Below are 13,465 nucleotides of genomic sequence, written 5' to 3' on the forward strand. Positions count from 1 at the left end.
GAGCGTTGTTAGGTTAGGTGTGTGCGGGCGCGTCCTTGGTGTTATTCACTAGCTCAACACCAATCCTGCGACCAACACGGCAACGGCTAGCGAAAACGGGACCGCCAAGAGCCAGCCAGCTTCCAGGACACTGTTTTCGTGATGGTTCATGATGAGGCTCCTTCCTGCGTCCGTTCAGAGGCAAAGGCCCGAGGTGCGTGGTCGGTTCCATTTCTTTTGGGGCGCAGGATCGATGGCGGGTTGGTTGGTCAACTAACTGATGACGTCGGTCGATCCTGTGGCCAATCTCTTCGCGTTGCGACTGAAGTCTGGCTTCTCGCCCTTAGTCTCAAAGCCATCGATAAGGGGCGCATTGGAATAATATATTGCGATTCATCTTTGACGGATGGGCGTCGAAGGTGCAGCATTCACTCGGCGGCTCGGCTTACGGCTCTGAAGATGCGCAGATGTTGCATAATCGATATGTGCAAAGCCAGAAAGCGCAGCTGCAAATGTCAATGTGATTCCCTCACCATCTACGTACTCTCGCGCTAAAGTATCCTTCGTTTGTATGGCGGATAGATTGGCGGCGGCTGATAACCTCCACCTCAGCCGGTGCGATGCGAGCCTTTGCTGGTCAGGTCCGGCGTGTGCTGGCCTACCCCGCCAGCCGTGCCGGGCCGATCCCAATGCACGCAAGGTTGGTCCGCTTTGAGTCGCCTCACCAGTTCGGCGATTCAACAACAGCCTTCCGCCTACAGGTAGGCAATCGACCGACATGCCAGTGCCTGGCTTCTTGCATCGTCAAGGCGATCTCCGAAATGAGGTCACCGCACCGGCGAGGATTTTATTCCTCATCGCTTGCCAGATGACAAGCGCCGTAACTGGCCGCCCAAGGAGCTGGGAGCCAACGGTACCCGGCCTGTCGGGGAGTCGGGGTTGACTAGGGGACGTACAGGCCGGGCCCCTTACCCCGGATCGCGGGGCAGACATCCATTATGCGCCGGTTTTCAAACTGGCACTACTAATTTTAGTCTTAGCTAATAAAAGCCCGTCGCCGGACATACGGCGACGAGCTTCTCTAGCGACCCAGGAGCGGACATGACCGCTGCCAGCTACAACCAGCAATCGCGGAGGTCTGTTCCATGTACATGCGAAAATATTAGCATCTGCTTGACGAAGCGGCCGCCCGCGCCAGACTCATGTCCATGGCGAAGAACAGCATCCACGTCGGCGACGAGGTCGCCATCATCGCAACTGTTCGCAAGCGGGTCACGGAAGATCGGGTGAGCGTATCGATCCCATCCTACGGGCAGCCGCATTCCGTTGTTGACCGAACATCGAAGGTGACTAAGGGACAGCCGATCGAACTGGTGGGCGATGTCACCCACGTCGACGAAGGCAGGGTCACGGTGAATCTGGGCATACCAGTCACCGTGAATGCCGTCAGGCTTGTAACACGCTACGTTCCGCCGAAGCAGAAGACGCCTCTCTCGGACAATGCAACATGACGAACCTTTCGCAGCTTGACCCACCGATCATCGGAACGCGGCACGGAAGGGAAATGGGCAGTGAAGCCGATCATTTCAACAAGTGCCCGGTTTTTGGTCACAGGTTGACCGGCGCGATCTACGGCAGGCCATCTGGCACGAGCAACCGAGCCACAAGCCGCTGGGGATGGACGCCTAGTGGGTGTCGCGACCCGTGCATCAGGGATCTTCATCGCCTGAAATTCGACGATGCCGGAAGTGATTGCGGATGTGGCGGTTGAAAAAGCGGCCCTTGGCGAAGGCTGCTCGGAATGCCGCGACGGTCTCCGGTGGCACACCCTCAAACGCGTAGCGTTTGCCGCTGGCCACGAACCACACCGAAAGAATTCTGTTGGCCGGGTCGTATTCCGTTTTGCTGATCGAGGTAGATGGCATGGCGCAACCGTGGTCTGGCGCATTGCAAACGATCCGACCCGGCTTTTGTTTCAGAGTCCACGACGTCCGCTAAGGGCCGGCTGCTAACTCGGCTTAGATTCGGGCTCTGGATGCGGCGCGTTCGGGCTGGGGCAATCAGCCAATTGCTCACACGGCGGGGGCCGATCGCCAACGCCGCCATAGCGTTCCACGAGTTTCGCGAATCCGTATGCGAAGGCGAAAAGAAGCGCCAGGACAACTACCATTCGGACGGCCATTCGGGATTGTAGCAGAACCTCGAGGCGGAGTTTGGCTAGCTATAGGTAGAACCGCGAATTCCGAGGGCGCCAGCGTCCTTCGTTCACATGCTTCGCATATCGGCCTACCGCCAGCATTGCAGGGCCGCTAGCGCTTGGCAGCCGCCTGCCGGTGTCGCTCGAAGATTGCAATTTTCTGCCCGTAGGTAAGCCGCATCTCGTTATGGCATCCGTCGCAGGTGAATGCCTTGACGCTCTTGATCCAGTAACCCTTCCTGACCATCGCCCGATTGCAGATTGGGCAATTAAGGATCATGTCTTGGTCGAACAGTTCAGGTGAAAGAGCCATCGCATCAGCCTCCCGAAAAAGGATGGCGCTGCAAGATGAATGCCAGGATCCGTCCAAAAATGGCACTTCGGTGATCATCTATGAAGGGTCCTTCGTTCGCATGACGGAATGTTTGGCGAGCGTTAATAAAAATCCGGCCAACCGCGCGCGGTTTTATAAATCTCGCCGCGCCGGTCGGTCCGGCGGCTTTCCTGAGCTGGCCAGCCGGCCGTTCCCGCTTCAGGGGCAAGGCATCCAGCGCCGCAAAAGTCGTCGTCGGTACACCTTCAAAGTCGTATCGCTTGCCAGTGGCCACAAACCACACGGGCAAGGTTCTGCTCTCCCGGTCATAGGCAGTTTTGCTAATCGAGGTGGAGGGCATGACGCCAAAGCGATCGCGCCAGCCTTTGTTTCCAGACGGCCCCGAAACGGAGCGCTCGCCTGTCCCACGTCGGGATCAGAATGTTGGCACCGGTATTGCGCTGAAGAGGTATTCCTCCACCGGTGTCCTGATGGGGATCAGGAACTTCGCCGGGCTAGGATTGGAGTTCCCAGCCCGGCGGTCTTTCTTTCAGTACATGTGCCAAACGCCTCGATTAAATGTGGGCGAGTCCGCCCGTTTGAGGGACCGGTCGGACTCTCGGGCCGTCAAGAGGCGACCCGAGGCAGCGCGCTCCTAGGCACCCGCGCACTGCTAAGAAACCAACAGCCATCCGATTTGCTTGTTCCGAACAAGAAGAAAGCCCGCCGGCCGGAGCCAGCGGGAGTGGCCAGAGTTTACTTCAACGCGTCTCGAGTGCGTTTGTTCAAGCAATCGACAAAGCGCTGTTAGCAACCTTCTGTCGTCGTTTTCATCTGGCCCGGCGCCGCCGTCTTGGCGTCGGTGTCCTGCTGGCCGGGCGCTGCTTGCTTCGCACTGCCGGTCTGCTGGCCGGGCGCGCAGTCCTTCGCCGAATTCGGATTGGTCGACTTGGTGGTTGTTGAATCCGTATTCTGGTCGGTCGGCATTGTTGTCGTAGCGGACGAGGATCCGCTCGTCGAGTTGCTCGACTGCGCGAAAGCAAGGCCGGCGGACAACGCCATCATGGCTGACGCGATAAGAAGCCGTTTCATGCTGATCTCCTGTTTGGGGAAATGTCCCTTCAGTTTCCAAACTGGAGAACGGGGAAACAGTTCCTAGTGCGCTCGACACGGGGCCTGATCCCCCGTCAGGCTGGCGCCGGTGCTGTTGAAACGAAGCGGTGCTGTCGACTGGACAAACAGCGCCCTTCTAAATCCCGTTTGGTGTCGTGGTCACTTTCGGAACCATCCAATCCCGCACGCTATGAGGGATGCCGTACATGCGCCCCCTCGCGGCAAGCGGAACCTAAGCGGAAAGTGAGGGTTTTCTAATCGAAGGCCTAGCAACGAGGATACATGATGGTTGAACTTTTGACCCTGGAAATGGCAGTCGCAAGGTTGCGCGCGAAGCGAGCCGAACTCTCCCTTAAGCAGGCAAAGGCCATGCTCGACGACAACCACGGGCTCGCGGTCAGTCTTGCGCTTTGCAGCCGCATCCGGGCCGGGCAAGCGCGTGCAAAAGCAGCTCGGCGGCGACTATTGAAAATGGCGCCACCCACAACCGCGCATTGAGTTAATATTCTGATCAACAGTGAAGCAGTGCGCTCAGGATGCACGGGCGCGCAAACAGAGAGAGAGAGTCCCATGAGTCTCGGCACAATTTTGATAGTTATACTGATTCTTCTATTGATTGGCGGCTTCAGCAGCCTCGGTGGCAGTCCGTTTTACGGCACCGGTTACTATGGGGGCGGAGGTTTGGGATTGGTGTTGCTGATCATCATTATCCTGGTTTTCCTCGGTCGCCTGTAGCGAGAACTAGGCGAACCGAACCCGGACGGTTCACGCGACGTGTTTTGAGATTTGTAGTCCTCAACCGGGTCGCCGCAGGCGCTTAGCGCACCGGACAACTGGATTTCAACAGTCACGGGGCCGTCTAGACACTCCCAGCGCCTTTGCGCTCCGTCGACACGTGCGGTCGCGAAGCATTGACGTGTCAAAATGTTTCGCAATCAGCCCGGGAGGCGGAATCTCGACTTTTGCATCAAGTCCAGCTTGACAGGATCGTCTCCATTTCCACCGTTTCGACCTGCTGTGCAAACCGCTGGTGATAGACCGTCAGCAGTGCATCATGGGTGGCGTCGGACGAGCTACACAGCGCGTCGGTTACCAGCACCACACGGAAGCCGAAGTCGATCGCTCCCAATACGGTGGCGAGCACACATACGTCGGTCTCGCCGCCGGTGATCACCAACGTGTCAGTTTTCCTCTCCGTCAGAAGACTCGTGAGCTTGCCCTCGAACCAAGGCGAGTAGACGTGCTTGTCAATAATGGCTGCGGGTGGACAGTGGTGCGCCAGCGACGGCAGAAGATCGGCCATTTCGAAGCCAATCTCCCCCAGGGTCATTGACGCCCAACGTTGATAGTAGCGCTTCCAGGTACCGATGCCTTGGCCTGGTTTGCGAGCTGGGAGGAAACGGGTAAATACGGTCTGGGCGGCGCGTCGTTCGACAAGACTTTCGACCCGCGGCAAGACACGGGTGATCCAAGGCGTCGCCCAAGGCGATGGTTCGGCAAAGAGGCGCTGCATGTCGACGCAAAGATGCATGCACCTGTCACCCAACGGACCGTAGGCCAGTCCGGGCGCAGACATCAGGACGCCGTCGCGCGCGCAATCAGAGCGGCGGCTAGCCGCCGGCGTTCAACCTTGACCATAGCGGTTACCCATTTCGGTCCTGCTCTGCCGACAAACGCGATGCACCGGGCTTCGTTCCTGCAACGGCGATGACAGCTCTCCCTCGGAAGGAAATGCGAGCCGTGCAGCGTATGGAACCGGCGGCCATATTCTCGGTTAGATGCAAGAGGCAAATGCAGGATCGAAGCTATGAGCGTGCTTTATCGTGCGGCAAAAATCGCCGAACAGGCTCACGCTGGTCAGACAGACAAGACCGGACAACCCTTCATCGAACATTGCCGCCGGGTTGCGGACGCCGTCGAAACGGTTGATCAGAAGGCTGTTGCCTACCTGCGTGATGTTCTGGAGAAGGGCGACGGCTGGAATCGCGATCGCCTCGAAAGGATCGGCCTCGGACCATCGATCGTGTCGGCTGTAGATGCGCTCACCAGAAGATCCGACGAAGACGATCTCGCTTTCATACGTAGGGCAGCTGCCAATCCGTTGGCACTCCCGGTCAAGCGGGCAGACCTTGTCGACAATCTCCGGCAGGCGCGCCAGACTGGAGCCGCGACATCAAAATACCAGGAGGGTTTGCGAGTCCTGGATGAAGAGTTCCCCAATTGATGCCTGCCTTTCTGGCGACGGCAAGCCCAGCCTTCGGCATCGACCTGCCGCATCACCACACCGAAGAGCGGTGGTAAAGGCGTCCGGCAACCGGTTCCCTCTGCCTCTCGACACGCCTCCAATGGAGGCGCGGACAGCCGATGCGCTGCCGGAAGGGAATGGATCTTGGCAGTATGAGCCGAAATGGGATGGCTTTCGTTGCCTCGCCTTCAAGGGCAGCAAGGTCGTGGATCTCAGGGCAAAATCCGGCAAGCCGCTGGGCCGGTATTTCCCGGAATTGACAGCGCTGTTGGGTGACCTCGACGCGGAAAATTTCGTCGTCGATGGCGAGATCGTGATTGAGGTCGACGGGCATGCTTCGTTCGATGCGCTGCAGATGCGACTGCATCCTGCGCAAAGTCGAATCCGCAAGCTGAGCTTGGAAACGCCAGCGCAACTGATCCTGTTCGATATGCTCGTCGCATCGGACGGCAAGATCCTCATAGAGAAAGACTTGGTGGAGCGGAGAGCAGCAATCGAGGATTTCGTGGTGAAAGCAGACAAGAACTCTTTGCGACTATCGCCCGCCACTACGGCTCTGGCGACTGCAAAACGATGGCTGCAAGGCGCTGGTCATGGCTCGACCGATGGTGTCGTCGCCAAGGCGCTGGCCGAGCGCTATCAGCCGGGTGAGCGCGCGATGGTCAAGGTCAAGCGGCTGCGCACCGCCGACTGCGTGGTGGGCGGGTTTCGCTACCTGAACAGCAAGCGGCAGGTCGGGTCGCTGCTACTTGGCCTCTATAATGAGCGCGGTTTACTTGACCATGTCGGTTTCACCGCGACTATCGGCAATGACGAGCGTGCGGCGATAACGGAGAAGCTCGAGGCGTTGCGCGGCGAGCCAGGTTTCACCGGCAAGGCGCCGGGCGGTCCGAGCCGCTGGAGCACCGATCGCAGCGGGCAATGGGAACCTGTGCAGCCGGAGTTGGTCGTCGAGGTTCGCTTCGACCACATCACTGGCGAGCGCTTCCGGCACGGAACCAAGCTCTTACGGTGGCGGCCGGACAAGGCGCCTCGCCAGTGCACATTCGAACAAATCGACGAGACCGCGATCAAAGGCCCCTCGCCAATGCGGCGGTGATTGCGTCGGCAGTGATCCCGGAATTAAGCCTTGAACGCGAACAGGTCCGCATCCGTATCTTCTCCGCCCTTGATCGACGCCGAGACGACCTCAGAAGCGATCTGTGAAAAGAGGATGCCATTGCCGCCATAGCCCATCACCGCATGTATGCGAGGATGGTCGGGTAATGCACCGATGATCGGCAGCCCGGTGCCTATCGCGCCGAACGATCCGCTCCAGGCGAACTCCGCCTTGGTGTCGAGCAACGGGAAAATCCGCTTGAGCTTCTTCGAGAGCTGCGCTGCCTTTTTGTCCGTTAGTGCGTTGCGGCGCTCTTCATCAGTGAAATCCTCGTCCTCGCCGCCGCAAATCACACGCCCATCGTCCGTCGCACGGACATAGAGATACGGGTCGGAGGCTTCCCAGATCATAGCAGCGCCTGGCCAAATCTTTCCTGGTTGTTGCCGGGTCGCGATCGCCCATGTCGAAATGATTTTGTGGCTGACGGCCGGCACGACATCGAGCAGCTCATAGCCGGTCGTCAGAATGAGATGGCGAGCTGTGATTGTGGGCCCCTGGCGCGTGACTACGGCTACGCCAAGGCGATTGTGCTCGATCGCCATCGCCTCGGCTGGAGCGTACAAGCGCGCCTTTCTGTTGAGCGCGGCCAGCAGCAGACCGGCAGTAAGCTTTCGCGGATCAAGCGCCAGATTGTCGTGGCTGAGAATGGCGCCGCCACGATCAATGCCGAATTCATCCCGCAACCGTGCACGGATTAGAAACGATGCGCCGATACCGGCTCGCCGACGTGCCTCAGCTTCCTTGCGCAGGTCCGTTGGACCGAGCGTAGTGCCAGCCAGGTAAAGTGACTGGGTGCTCACCTGGCTGCAGCGGATGCAGAGTTCCGCTATCCGCCCTTCAAGGTTGATCACAGCAAGCCGCGAACGCCGCCATGCCTGCTGGGCAGCAGCGCCGCCGATCATCTTCGACAGCTTCGTCAGCGGCTGATCGATTTCGAACTGTACCAATGCAGTTGTCGCGGCCGTCGATCCTTGCAAAGGCCCACGCCTGTCGATGCAGATGACGGAAAGCGCATCACGCGTCAGCGCTTCGGCCATCATAGCGCCGCTGATCCCCATGCCGACGATCAGCACGTCGGCTTTCACGTCGCGGGCTAGGCGGCCCATGGGCACGGACGGCGATCGGTAGGCAGACCAGACAGGAGTGCCGCTTCTGAGATCGAGTTTACGCTGCATGGAACCCCCGACTTCCCTACCATAAGTCGGTCGAAGCCTTGCCGTTCCACCGTCCCCGATCAGAGGACGAAAGAACCGGCCGGGTGGGCGGATTCATCCATCGAGCTAACCGCACGAATCATCAATCGTCGGAGACTTTTATAGAACCGCGTAACAAGCAAAGATCCCTGCAGCAGGGCGAGGTAGGCCCCGACCATCGAACACCACGACTGGGACGTCCTGGAAGGCAGCAAGGTGCTTCCAGACAGCGTCGTCGCGGTTTGGGAAACAGAAGGAACGCTTCCCGAAGAAGACGACGACAACGCCACCAGAACAGTGACAAAGCCCTGCCCGACGAGGAAGAGGAGTGCGAGCTGTCACGAGACCCGTCAAAGGAAGGGAACCAGTTCGACGAGGTTTAGTACAATGCTTGCGGCGCCCGCCGCCCAAAGCGATCTTTTCGGCGGGCCACAACTTTCCGAAGGATTCCGCTATCAACCGGTATTGAGACCCGTGACGAAGGAGCCGAAGCGGTCAGCCGCGATTTCCAGGGCCTTTGCCAACCGGCAGGTTGCCGGCTTCGGCCTGCGCTGCGACTGTGGTCTACGCCAGGTCGTGGACTCACCGCCAGCACCGAACTTCTGACGGCGACACCGACCGGACGACCTCGCGCCTCGCCCTTGTCGTCGAGGAAGCTGGTCACCACGTCCCTCGCCATCCCGTTCGGGTGACCCTCGCTGAAAAAGACGACGCCGTAGACGTTGAAGCGATGGCGGTTCCAACTGCCGTGTTCGCCGACGAAGACGGCGCCGCTAGGGACTGCGGCTGCCAGGATGAAATGGCTTCACTTAGGGCTCCTCTGGAACAAATTTTTTGTGGCGGGGAACTTTCCGATGAAATGGAGGTTCGAGCGCCATAGGGACGAACTGGGCTACTCCTACCTGTGGCGCGCTTTGCAGCAGGCAGAGCGGCTCACGAACAGGAGACGGCCATGAGACACCAAACACGCGAAGAACTAAATGCAGTCGCGGAGATCGATGCAGCATGCCCGGCGATGACGCGGAGCCAGCGATTGGAACACTGGGCCGCACTTCTCGAGCGCGATCCCGACCGGTGCCTGGGAGCACTGCCCGGCACCGAGTACATGAGGCTGGATGTACGAGACAAAGCACAATGTACCGAATCTCCGCTTAGCATCGCTTTCGCTGATCCAATCTTGCGCGCGCAGGGTTTGAAGGGGGACACCTATGGCGAGGCGAGGCGTTTTTTCGAACTATCGGAATGGCAGTTGCATGCCATTGTTTGCCATTGTCATGTCGGCGCCACCATGAAAGCCAGCTGGGTTGCCGTGCAGGTCCGGGCCGCCACCAACGAAGATGGAAAGCTTTTCAGCAAACTGCGGGAGACGATCGCCGGTTGGCCGGCAATTCGCTTTTTCGCTCACGCCAGGGAATAGTCGAAGCTGCGGTTGCGGCTCGACCGTCTGCTTTTCGGGATGTCCCTGACGCCCGATCTCAGCATCCGACGCGGCGTGTCTCAGTTGAAAATTCGACTCATTAAATGGAACCGAGAACGCTCCTGTGAATTGATCCACCAAGCGGTCGATTTTTCTTCAGGATGTGGCCGCCTCAAGCAGCAAAAGCCCGTCGCCAACGTTCCCCACAATAGGCGACGGGCTTTCCTTATGTGCCGGTCGAATGCAGAATGTGGACGCGGGCCAAAACTCAAACGCGATGAAGCTATTGGTTTTCGAAGCGCTCAAGCGTGGCTTCACGCTCCACGAAAAGGGATTGGCACCCGGCACGTTTCTGGGCGGCTATTGTCGATCAGGAGTTCCGCGATCTCAAGGAGATCCTTGTCGTATCCGGGGCTTTTCAGATCGTCGAAGACGCTGCGTTCCGAGTGCGGTGGCGTCAGCGGGAAGCATGATCGTCATTGATGCGCTCTTGTTCTCGCCGCCTTCTTTGCTGACGCCGAGCGTTCGGAAGCCGAGCGATTGGCTGAGGCGGCGCCACCCTTCCTTCCGCCCTTATGAGCGGCTGGATTTCCGGTGTGCTTGCCCCTGCCGGAGCCGCCTTCCTTTTTGCCACCGCCATCGTCCTTGTTGACGGTCGCCCAGGCGCGCCGCTCGGCCTCCTTTTCCGAAATACCGCGCTTCTCGTAACCTTCGGCGATATGATCGGCCTTGCGTTCCTGCTTGTCGGTGTATTTCGACTTGTCTCCGCGTGGCATGCATGCCTCCTATTTGTTTCGTTTCGTTTTCAGCGCATCTCCGAGATCGCGTTTGTCAGGGTCCTTGAGGTTTTCGCCGGCGGCATCGCGATCTTCGTCTGGATCGTCTTTGGCTGGCAGATAGCCCGGAGGCCGGTTTTCCGGCGGGCCCTCCCAGCGCGGTTTCTGTTCGGTGGTGCCTGGAGCACCGTGGCGCGGGGTAGTCATATTGACCTCCTAATCGCGGTGTTCCGGCATGTCCTTGAGCTGGTCCTTCGTCCACGAGGTCACAGCGTGGACGTTACCGTCTTCGTCGCGCATGAAGTCGAGCTGGTTTACGGCAACGGCAACAGGCTTGGCGCCAATCCCGAGAAAGCCGCCGACATCGATGACGACCTGGCTACCGTGGACATGATCGACAGAGCCGATCTTCTCGTCCTGGGGCCCATAGATGGCTGCGCCTTCGAGGATGTCCGGGGTGAGTTCGGCGTTTGTTAGCCTTACGTGGTTTGTGTGGTCCATGGCTCGCATCTCCGCTGGGTGAGATTCAAATAACCGGCGGAGGGAAGAACAGTTCCCCTGCGAACGGACGACAGGGGCCAAATTCCGTGGCGAGCAACGATTGACCGGCCGCGCATCTCAGTGACCGGTCCTATCGCGCGAGTCTGCTACAGGCTTGCTATTAAGAACCGCCGTTGTGGCGATTGCCGTTGTTCGCGCGCTGATCCTCGCATCAGTGAGTTTTACCCCGCCTATTTCAAAAGAGGGTTCAACCGACCTTGGCCTAATCCTCGCCGCGCCCGACAACGCCGACATGTCGTATCCAGCGACACCCTCAGTGCATGAGCACATATCTCAGCCAAACAAGAAATCTGCGCCCGTTGAGGCTCCGCCGGACCGTCGCGGCGGCAGATTTGCCTTCTGTCAGGGTACCAGCATGGCAACTACAGACTATGTCATGCAGTTGCCAGTCGCTCAGTTCGAAGAAGCGCTTGGCTTCTCCATAAGTGTCATTTTTGAGACCTGCAGCACGCAGCAAAGGATCTTCGAATGCAACGGTAATGGGGGAACCATCTGCCCGTGCTAGTTCTCGGGCCTCCGCTGGCAAATATTCGGTGCCGGTCAGCATTCCGAGGATTCGCACGGGACGTTCATCAAGAAGATCTGCCCAGCGCTCAATCCGTTGCGTTCTGGTCATAGTTGATGTTGGCGCCAGCGAGTTAACGTCGGCAATTGCTTGTAGCTGATTTAGTGTTTGATGTCTCATGTTTGACTCCTGTTGAAAGGCCGGGCGTCACTCCGAGGGCTGGCATCGACGGTCTCTATTTAGCTCATTGGAAAGATCGGAGGCTGCTGTGCCGCACTGATGCGGTTGCGTGGGCTGGCTTGACTCGATTTCGAGCGCGCTGGCACTGGACACGATCATGGGATTCTCCGAACCTTAAAGGTGCCCTCGGATGTTCCAACGCGGAAAACGGAGGGAAGTTGCTTGTACGCCAGGCAACAGCGGTTTGCCCCGTCACGGGAGGAGAAACCAAACCTGCTGTGCGGAATCCGAGACGGTCAAGCATCGTGGGGAGACCGCCGTCGCGACCGTGTGGCGGCGGTCCTACCCCCCTGCAGCAAACGAACATGCAGTGAGCCCCGAGCAGGCCCCACGTTGCATTCATAGGCGCAAGCGAGACTCGGTTAGCGCCATTTCAAACTATCCATTGAAGCGCGAGGCCAAGCACGGAAATGACCATCGTGCTGGTCGCGAGCCATCCGAGAGCCCGTAGCCAACCCTGCACAGGGAACTCGCCCATCACGTCGGAGCGCCCAGTCATTTGCATCATGACGACCATCAACGGAACCGCGCATATGCCGTTGATGACATCCAATACAGCGCCTTGATTGGATCGATCGGTGTGAAGATGATAGCCATTCCGAGCATGGCCGCCGCAGCCAATGTCGTATTAAACGCAATCGCCTCCTTGGGCTGTCGCTCCAGCCCCACCGGCCATCGGCACGCTTCACCCACGGCGAATGCCGCCGAACCTGCGAGAATCGGCACCGCAAGTAGTCCGGTGCCAATGATGCCGGTCGCGAAGACCATAAGCGCGAACTTGCCTGCAACCGGCTCCAGCGCTTTGGCAGCGTCGGTCGAGGAATTGATCTCGGTAACTCCCGCCTTGTGTAAGGTGGCGGCCGCTGTAACGATGATCGCGATCGCTATCACGTTCGAAAATGCCATGCCGACCAAAGTGTCTGCGCGAATACGCAGGAAGGCGCCAGATGCTTGCCATGGCGCGCATTTCAACGGCTTGGCTTTCGGGTCCACCGTCTCCTCTTCCACCTCTTGCGACGACTGCCAGAAGAAAAGATAAGGGGAAATCGTGGTACCCAGAATGGCAAGAAACGTGGTGAAAAAGGACCCATTCCATTCTACGTGCGGGACGAGAATGCCTTTAAGCGCCTCTCTCCAGGGGATGTGCGCCATGAACGCGGCCACAACGAAGGCGAAGAGGCTGAGCGTCGTCCATTTCAACACCGTGACATACCGGCTGTAGTCGAGAAAGACGATTGCAGCAATAGATGCCAAGCCGAACCCAACCACGTAGAGCGAACTGGGGCCACCCACCAGCAATTGGAGCGCGTCCGCCATCGCGCTCAGGTCCGCGCCAATATTGATAACATTGGCAACGAACAACAAGGAGACCACAAAATACATTAGTTCTGCAGGATAGTGTCGAGAGAGGTTTCCAGAGATACCTCGACCTGTCGTCCGGCCAATCCGCGCCGCAATCTCCTGGATCGCGGCCATGAGCGGAAAGGTGAATATCATTGTCCAGCCAATATTGAACCCAAGCTGAGCACCCGCTTGGCCGTAAGTGCCGATACCCGAAGGATCATCGTCTGCAGCGCCTGCAATAACGCCGGGCCCAATTGTGCGCAGATATCTCTGAAATGGCCCTTTTTCCAGCCTAATTGTCTGTTTTTCGCGGAGTTCGGCGCCGATGTCGCCCATCGCATTACTCCAAGAACTCGGTCCCGATGCAGTGACCGCGCATCAATCAAAACCCGACATGGCGCTGCTAGTTCCAGATCGATGTTG

General features: G+C 58.7%; 17 protein-coding genes. 6 read left to right on the forward strand and 11 right to left on the reverse strand.

Annotated features, from left to right (window positions below; genetic code table 11):
- Nucleotides 1-1,187 precede the first annotated feature (1,187 nt).
- Nucleotides 1,188-1,490, forward strand: coding sequence for a hypothetical protein (locus EOA38_RS00440; protein ID WP_127298264.1), 303 nt, complete (start codon nt 1,188-1,190; stop codon nt 1,488-1,490).
- A 198-nt stretch (nt 1,491-1,688) separates the two neighbouring features.
- Here the strand turns inward: EOA38_RS00440 and EOA38_RS00450 are convergent, their stop codons facing one another.
- From EOA38_RS00450 to EOA38_RS00465, 4 genes are all read right to left on the reverse strand, one after another.
- Nucleotides 1,689-1,904 (reverse strand): KTSC domain-containing protein, encoded by a 216-nt coding sequence (locus EOA38_RS00450; protein ID WP_127220201.1) that lies wholly within the window; start codon nt 1,902-1,904, stop codon nt 1,689-1,691.
- A 384-nt stretch (nt 1,905-2,288) separates the two neighbouring features.
- Complete coding sequence (locus EOA38_RS00455; RefSeq protein WP_127298265.1) at nt 2,289-2,567, reverse strand: hypothetical protein; 279 nt, start codon at nt 2,565-2,567, stop codon at nt 2,289-2,291.
- The gene (locus EOA38_RS00460) at nt 2,494-2,850 is read right to left on the reverse strand and encodes a KTSC domain-containing protein (RefSeq protein WP_126090102.1); all 357 of its coding nucleotides are present in this window, start codon (nt 2,848-2,850) and stop codon (nt 2,494-2,496) included. The genes EOA38_RS00455 and EOA38_RS00460 overlap by 74 nt, the downstream gene beginning before the upstream one ends.
- A 446-nt stretch (nt 2,851-3,296) precedes the next feature.
- A complete protein-coding gene (locus EOA38_RS00465; RefSeq protein WP_127298266.1) occupies nt 3,297-3,581 on the reverse strand; it encodes a hypothetical protein in 285 nt (94 codons plus the stop codon).
- A 303-nt stretch (nt 3,582-3,884) separates the two neighbouring features.
- Here EOA38_RS00465 and EOA38_RS00470 point away from each other — a divergent pair, with 303 nt between their 5' ends.
- Both EOA38_RS00470 and EOA38_RS00475 read left to right on the forward strand, forming a co-directional pair.
- Nucleotides 3,885-4,100 (forward strand): hypothetical protein, encoded by a 216-nt coding sequence (locus EOA38_RS00470; RefSeq protein WP_245480720.1) that lies wholly within the window; start codon nt 3,885-3,887, stop codon nt 4,098-4,100.
- Nucleotides 4,101-4,172: 72 nt separating this feature from the next.
- On the forward strand, nt 4,173-4,337 hold the full coding sequence (locus tag EOA38_RS00475; protein WP_126090104.1) for a DUF3309 family protein: 165 nt from the start codon (nt 4,173-4,175) through the stop codon (nt 4,335-4,337).
- Nucleotides 4,338-4,569: 232 nt separating this feature from the next.
- On the opposite strand, the gene EOA38_RS00480 is transcribed toward EOA38_RS00475, so the two are convergent.
- On the reverse strand, nt 4,570-5,178 hold the full coding sequence (locus EOA38_RS00480; protein WP_126090105.1) for an isochorismatase family cysteine hydrolase: 609 nt from the start codon (nt 5,176-5,178) through the stop codon (nt 4,570-4,572).
- 231 nt (nt 5,179-5,409) lie between these two features.
- On the opposite strand from EOA38_RS00480, the gene EOA38_RS00485 reads away from it, so the two are divergent.
- Nucleotides 5,410-5,826, forward strand: coding sequence for an HD domain-containing protein (locus tag EOA38_RS00485; protein WP_126090106.1), 417 nt, complete (start codon nt 5,410-5,412; stop codon nt 5,824-5,826).
- A gap of 70 nt (nt 5,827-5,896) precedes the next feature.
- Nucleotides 5,897-6,946 carry an ATP-dependent DNA ligase gene (locus EOA38_RS00490; protein WP_281059661.1) on the forward strand — a complete coding sequence of 350 codons (1,050 nt, stop codon included), beginning with the start codon at nt 5,897-5,899 and terminating at the stop codon, nt 6,944-6,946.
- A gap of 23 nt (nt 6,947-6,969) precedes the next feature.
- Here EOA38_RS00490 and EOA38_RS00495 read toward each other — a convergent pair whose 3' ends face one another.
- Entirely contained in the window at nt 6,970-8,181 is a 1,212-nt protein-coding gene (locus EOA38_RS00495; RefSeq protein ID WP_126090108.1) for an FAD-binding oxidoreductase, read from the reverse strand.
- Between the two features lie 970 nt (nt 8,182-9,151).
- On the opposite strand from EOA38_RS00495, the gene EOA38_RS00505 reads away from it, so the two are divergent.
- Entirely contained in the window at nt 9,152-9,616 is a 465-nt protein-coding gene (locus EOA38_RS00505; RefSeq protein WP_126090109.1) for a hypothetical protein, read from the forward strand.
- 476 nt (nt 9,617-10,092) lie between these two features.
- On the opposite strand, the gene EOA38_RS00510 is transcribed toward EOA38_RS00505, so the two are convergent.
- The 5 genes from EOA38_RS00510 to EOA38_RS00530 all read right to left on the reverse strand — a co-directional run bounded on the left by EOA38_RS00510 (nt 10,093) and on the right by EOA38_RS00530 (nt 13,378).
- Nucleotides 10,093-10,392: a plasmid stabilization protein gene (locus tag EOA38_RS00510; protein ID WP_126090110.1), complete on the reverse strand. Its 300-nt coding sequence runs from the start codon at nt 10,390-10,392 to the stop codon at nt 10,093-10,095.
- A gap of 9 nt (nt 10,393-10,401) precedes the next feature.
- A complete protein-coding gene (locus tag EOA38_RS00515; protein ID WP_126090111.1) occupies nt 10,402-10,599 on the reverse strand; it encodes a hypothetical protein in 198 nt (65 codons plus the stop codon).
- A gap of 9 nt (nt 10,600-10,608) precedes the next feature.
- A complete protein-coding gene (locus EOA38_RS00520; RefSeq protein WP_126090112.1) occupies nt 10,609-10,893 on the reverse strand; it encodes a PRC-barrel domain containing protein in 285 nt (94 codons plus the stop codon).
- 313 nt (nt 10,894-11,206) lie between these two features.
- On the reverse strand, nt 11,207-11,638 hold the full coding sequence (locus tag EOA38_RS00525; RefSeq protein WP_127220198.1) for a hypothetical protein: 432 nt from the start codon (nt 11,636-11,638) through the stop codon (nt 11,207-11,209).
- Nucleotides 11,639-12,214: 576 nt separating this feature from the next.
- Complete coding sequence (locus tag EOA38_RS00530; RefSeq protein WP_348627496.1) at nt 12,215-13,378, reverse strand: divalent metal cation transporter; 1,164 nt, start codon at nt 13,376-13,378, stop codon at nt 12,215-12,217.
- Nucleotides 13,379-13,465: the final 87 nt, after the last annotated feature.

The sequence above is a fragment of the Mesorhizobium sp. M1E.F.Ca.ET.041.01.1.1 genome (assembly GCF_003997355.1).
Lineage (GTDB): Bacteria > Pseudomonadota > Alphaproteobacteria > Rhizobiales > Rhizobiaceae > Mesorhizobium.

What these genes read in the sequence shown, in the direction of transcription:
- EOA38_RS00440 (WP_127298264.1), top strand. Translation starts at nt 1,188, where the DNA reads ATGGCGAAGAACAGCATCCACGTCGGCGACGAGGTCGCCATCATCGCA.
- EOA38_RS00450 (WP_127220201.1), bottom strand. Translation starts at nt 1,904, where the DNA reads ATGCCATCTACCTCGATCAGCAAAACGGAATACGACCCGGCCAACAGA.
- EOA38_RS00455 (WP_127298265.1), bottom strand. Translation starts at nt 2,567, where the DNA reads ATGATCACCGAAGTGCCATTTTTGGACGGATCCTGGCATTCATCTTGC.
- EOA38_RS00460 (WP_126090102.1), bottom strand. Translation starts at nt 2,850, where the DNA reads ATGCCCTCCACCTCGATTAGCAAAACTGCCTATGACCGGGAGAGCAGA.
- EOA38_RS00465 (WP_127298266.1), bottom strand. Translation starts at nt 3,581, where the DNA reads ATGAAACGGCTTCTTATCGCGTCAGCCATGATGGCGTTGTCCGCCGGC.
- EOA38_RS00470 (WP_245480720.1), top strand. Translation starts at nt 3,885, where the DNA reads ATGATGGTTGAACTTTTGACCCTGGAAATGGCAGTCGCAAGGTTGCGC.
- EOA38_RS00475 (WP_126090104.1), top strand. Translation starts at nt 4,173, where the DNA reads ATGAGTCTCGGCACAATTTTGATAGTTATACTGATTCTTCTATTGATT.
- EOA38_RS00480 (WP_126090105.1), bottom strand. Translation starts at nt 5,178, where the DNA reads ATGTCTGCGCCCGGACTGGCCTACGGTCCGTTGGGTGACAGGTGCATG.
- EOA38_RS00485 (WP_126090106.1), top strand. Translation starts at nt 5,410, where the DNA reads ATGAGCGTGCTTTATCGTGCGGCAAAAATCGCCGAACAGGCTCACGCT.
- EOA38_RS00495 (WP_126090108.1), bottom strand. Translation starts at nt 8,181, where the DNA reads ATGCAGCGTAAACTCGATCTCAGAAGCGGCACTCCTGTCTGGTCTGCC.
- EOA38_RS00505 (WP_126090109.1), top strand. Translation starts at nt 9,152, where the DNA reads ATGAGACACCAAACACGCGAAGAACTAAATGCAGTCGCGGAGATCGAT.
- EOA38_RS00510 (WP_126090110.1), bottom strand. Translation starts at nt 10,392, where the DNA reads ATGCCACGCGGAGACAAGTCGAAATACACCGACAAGCAGGAACGCAAG.
- EOA38_RS00515 (WP_126090111.1), bottom strand. Translation starts at nt 10,599, where the DNA reads ATGACTACCCCGCGCCACGGTGCTCCAGGCACCACCGAACAGAAACCG.
- EOA38_RS00520 (WP_126090112.1), bottom strand. Translation starts at nt 10,893, where the DNA reads ATGGACCACACAAACCACGTAAGGCTAACAAACGCCGAACTCACCCCG.
- EOA38_RS00525 (WP_127220198.1), bottom strand. Translation starts at nt 11,638, where the DNA reads ATGAGACATCAAACACTAAATCAGCTACAAGCAATTGCCGACGTTAAC.
- EOA38_RS00530 (WP_348627496.1), bottom strand. Translation starts at nt 13,378, where the DNA reads ATGGGCGACATCGGCGCCGAACTCCGCGAAAAACAGACAATTAGGCTG.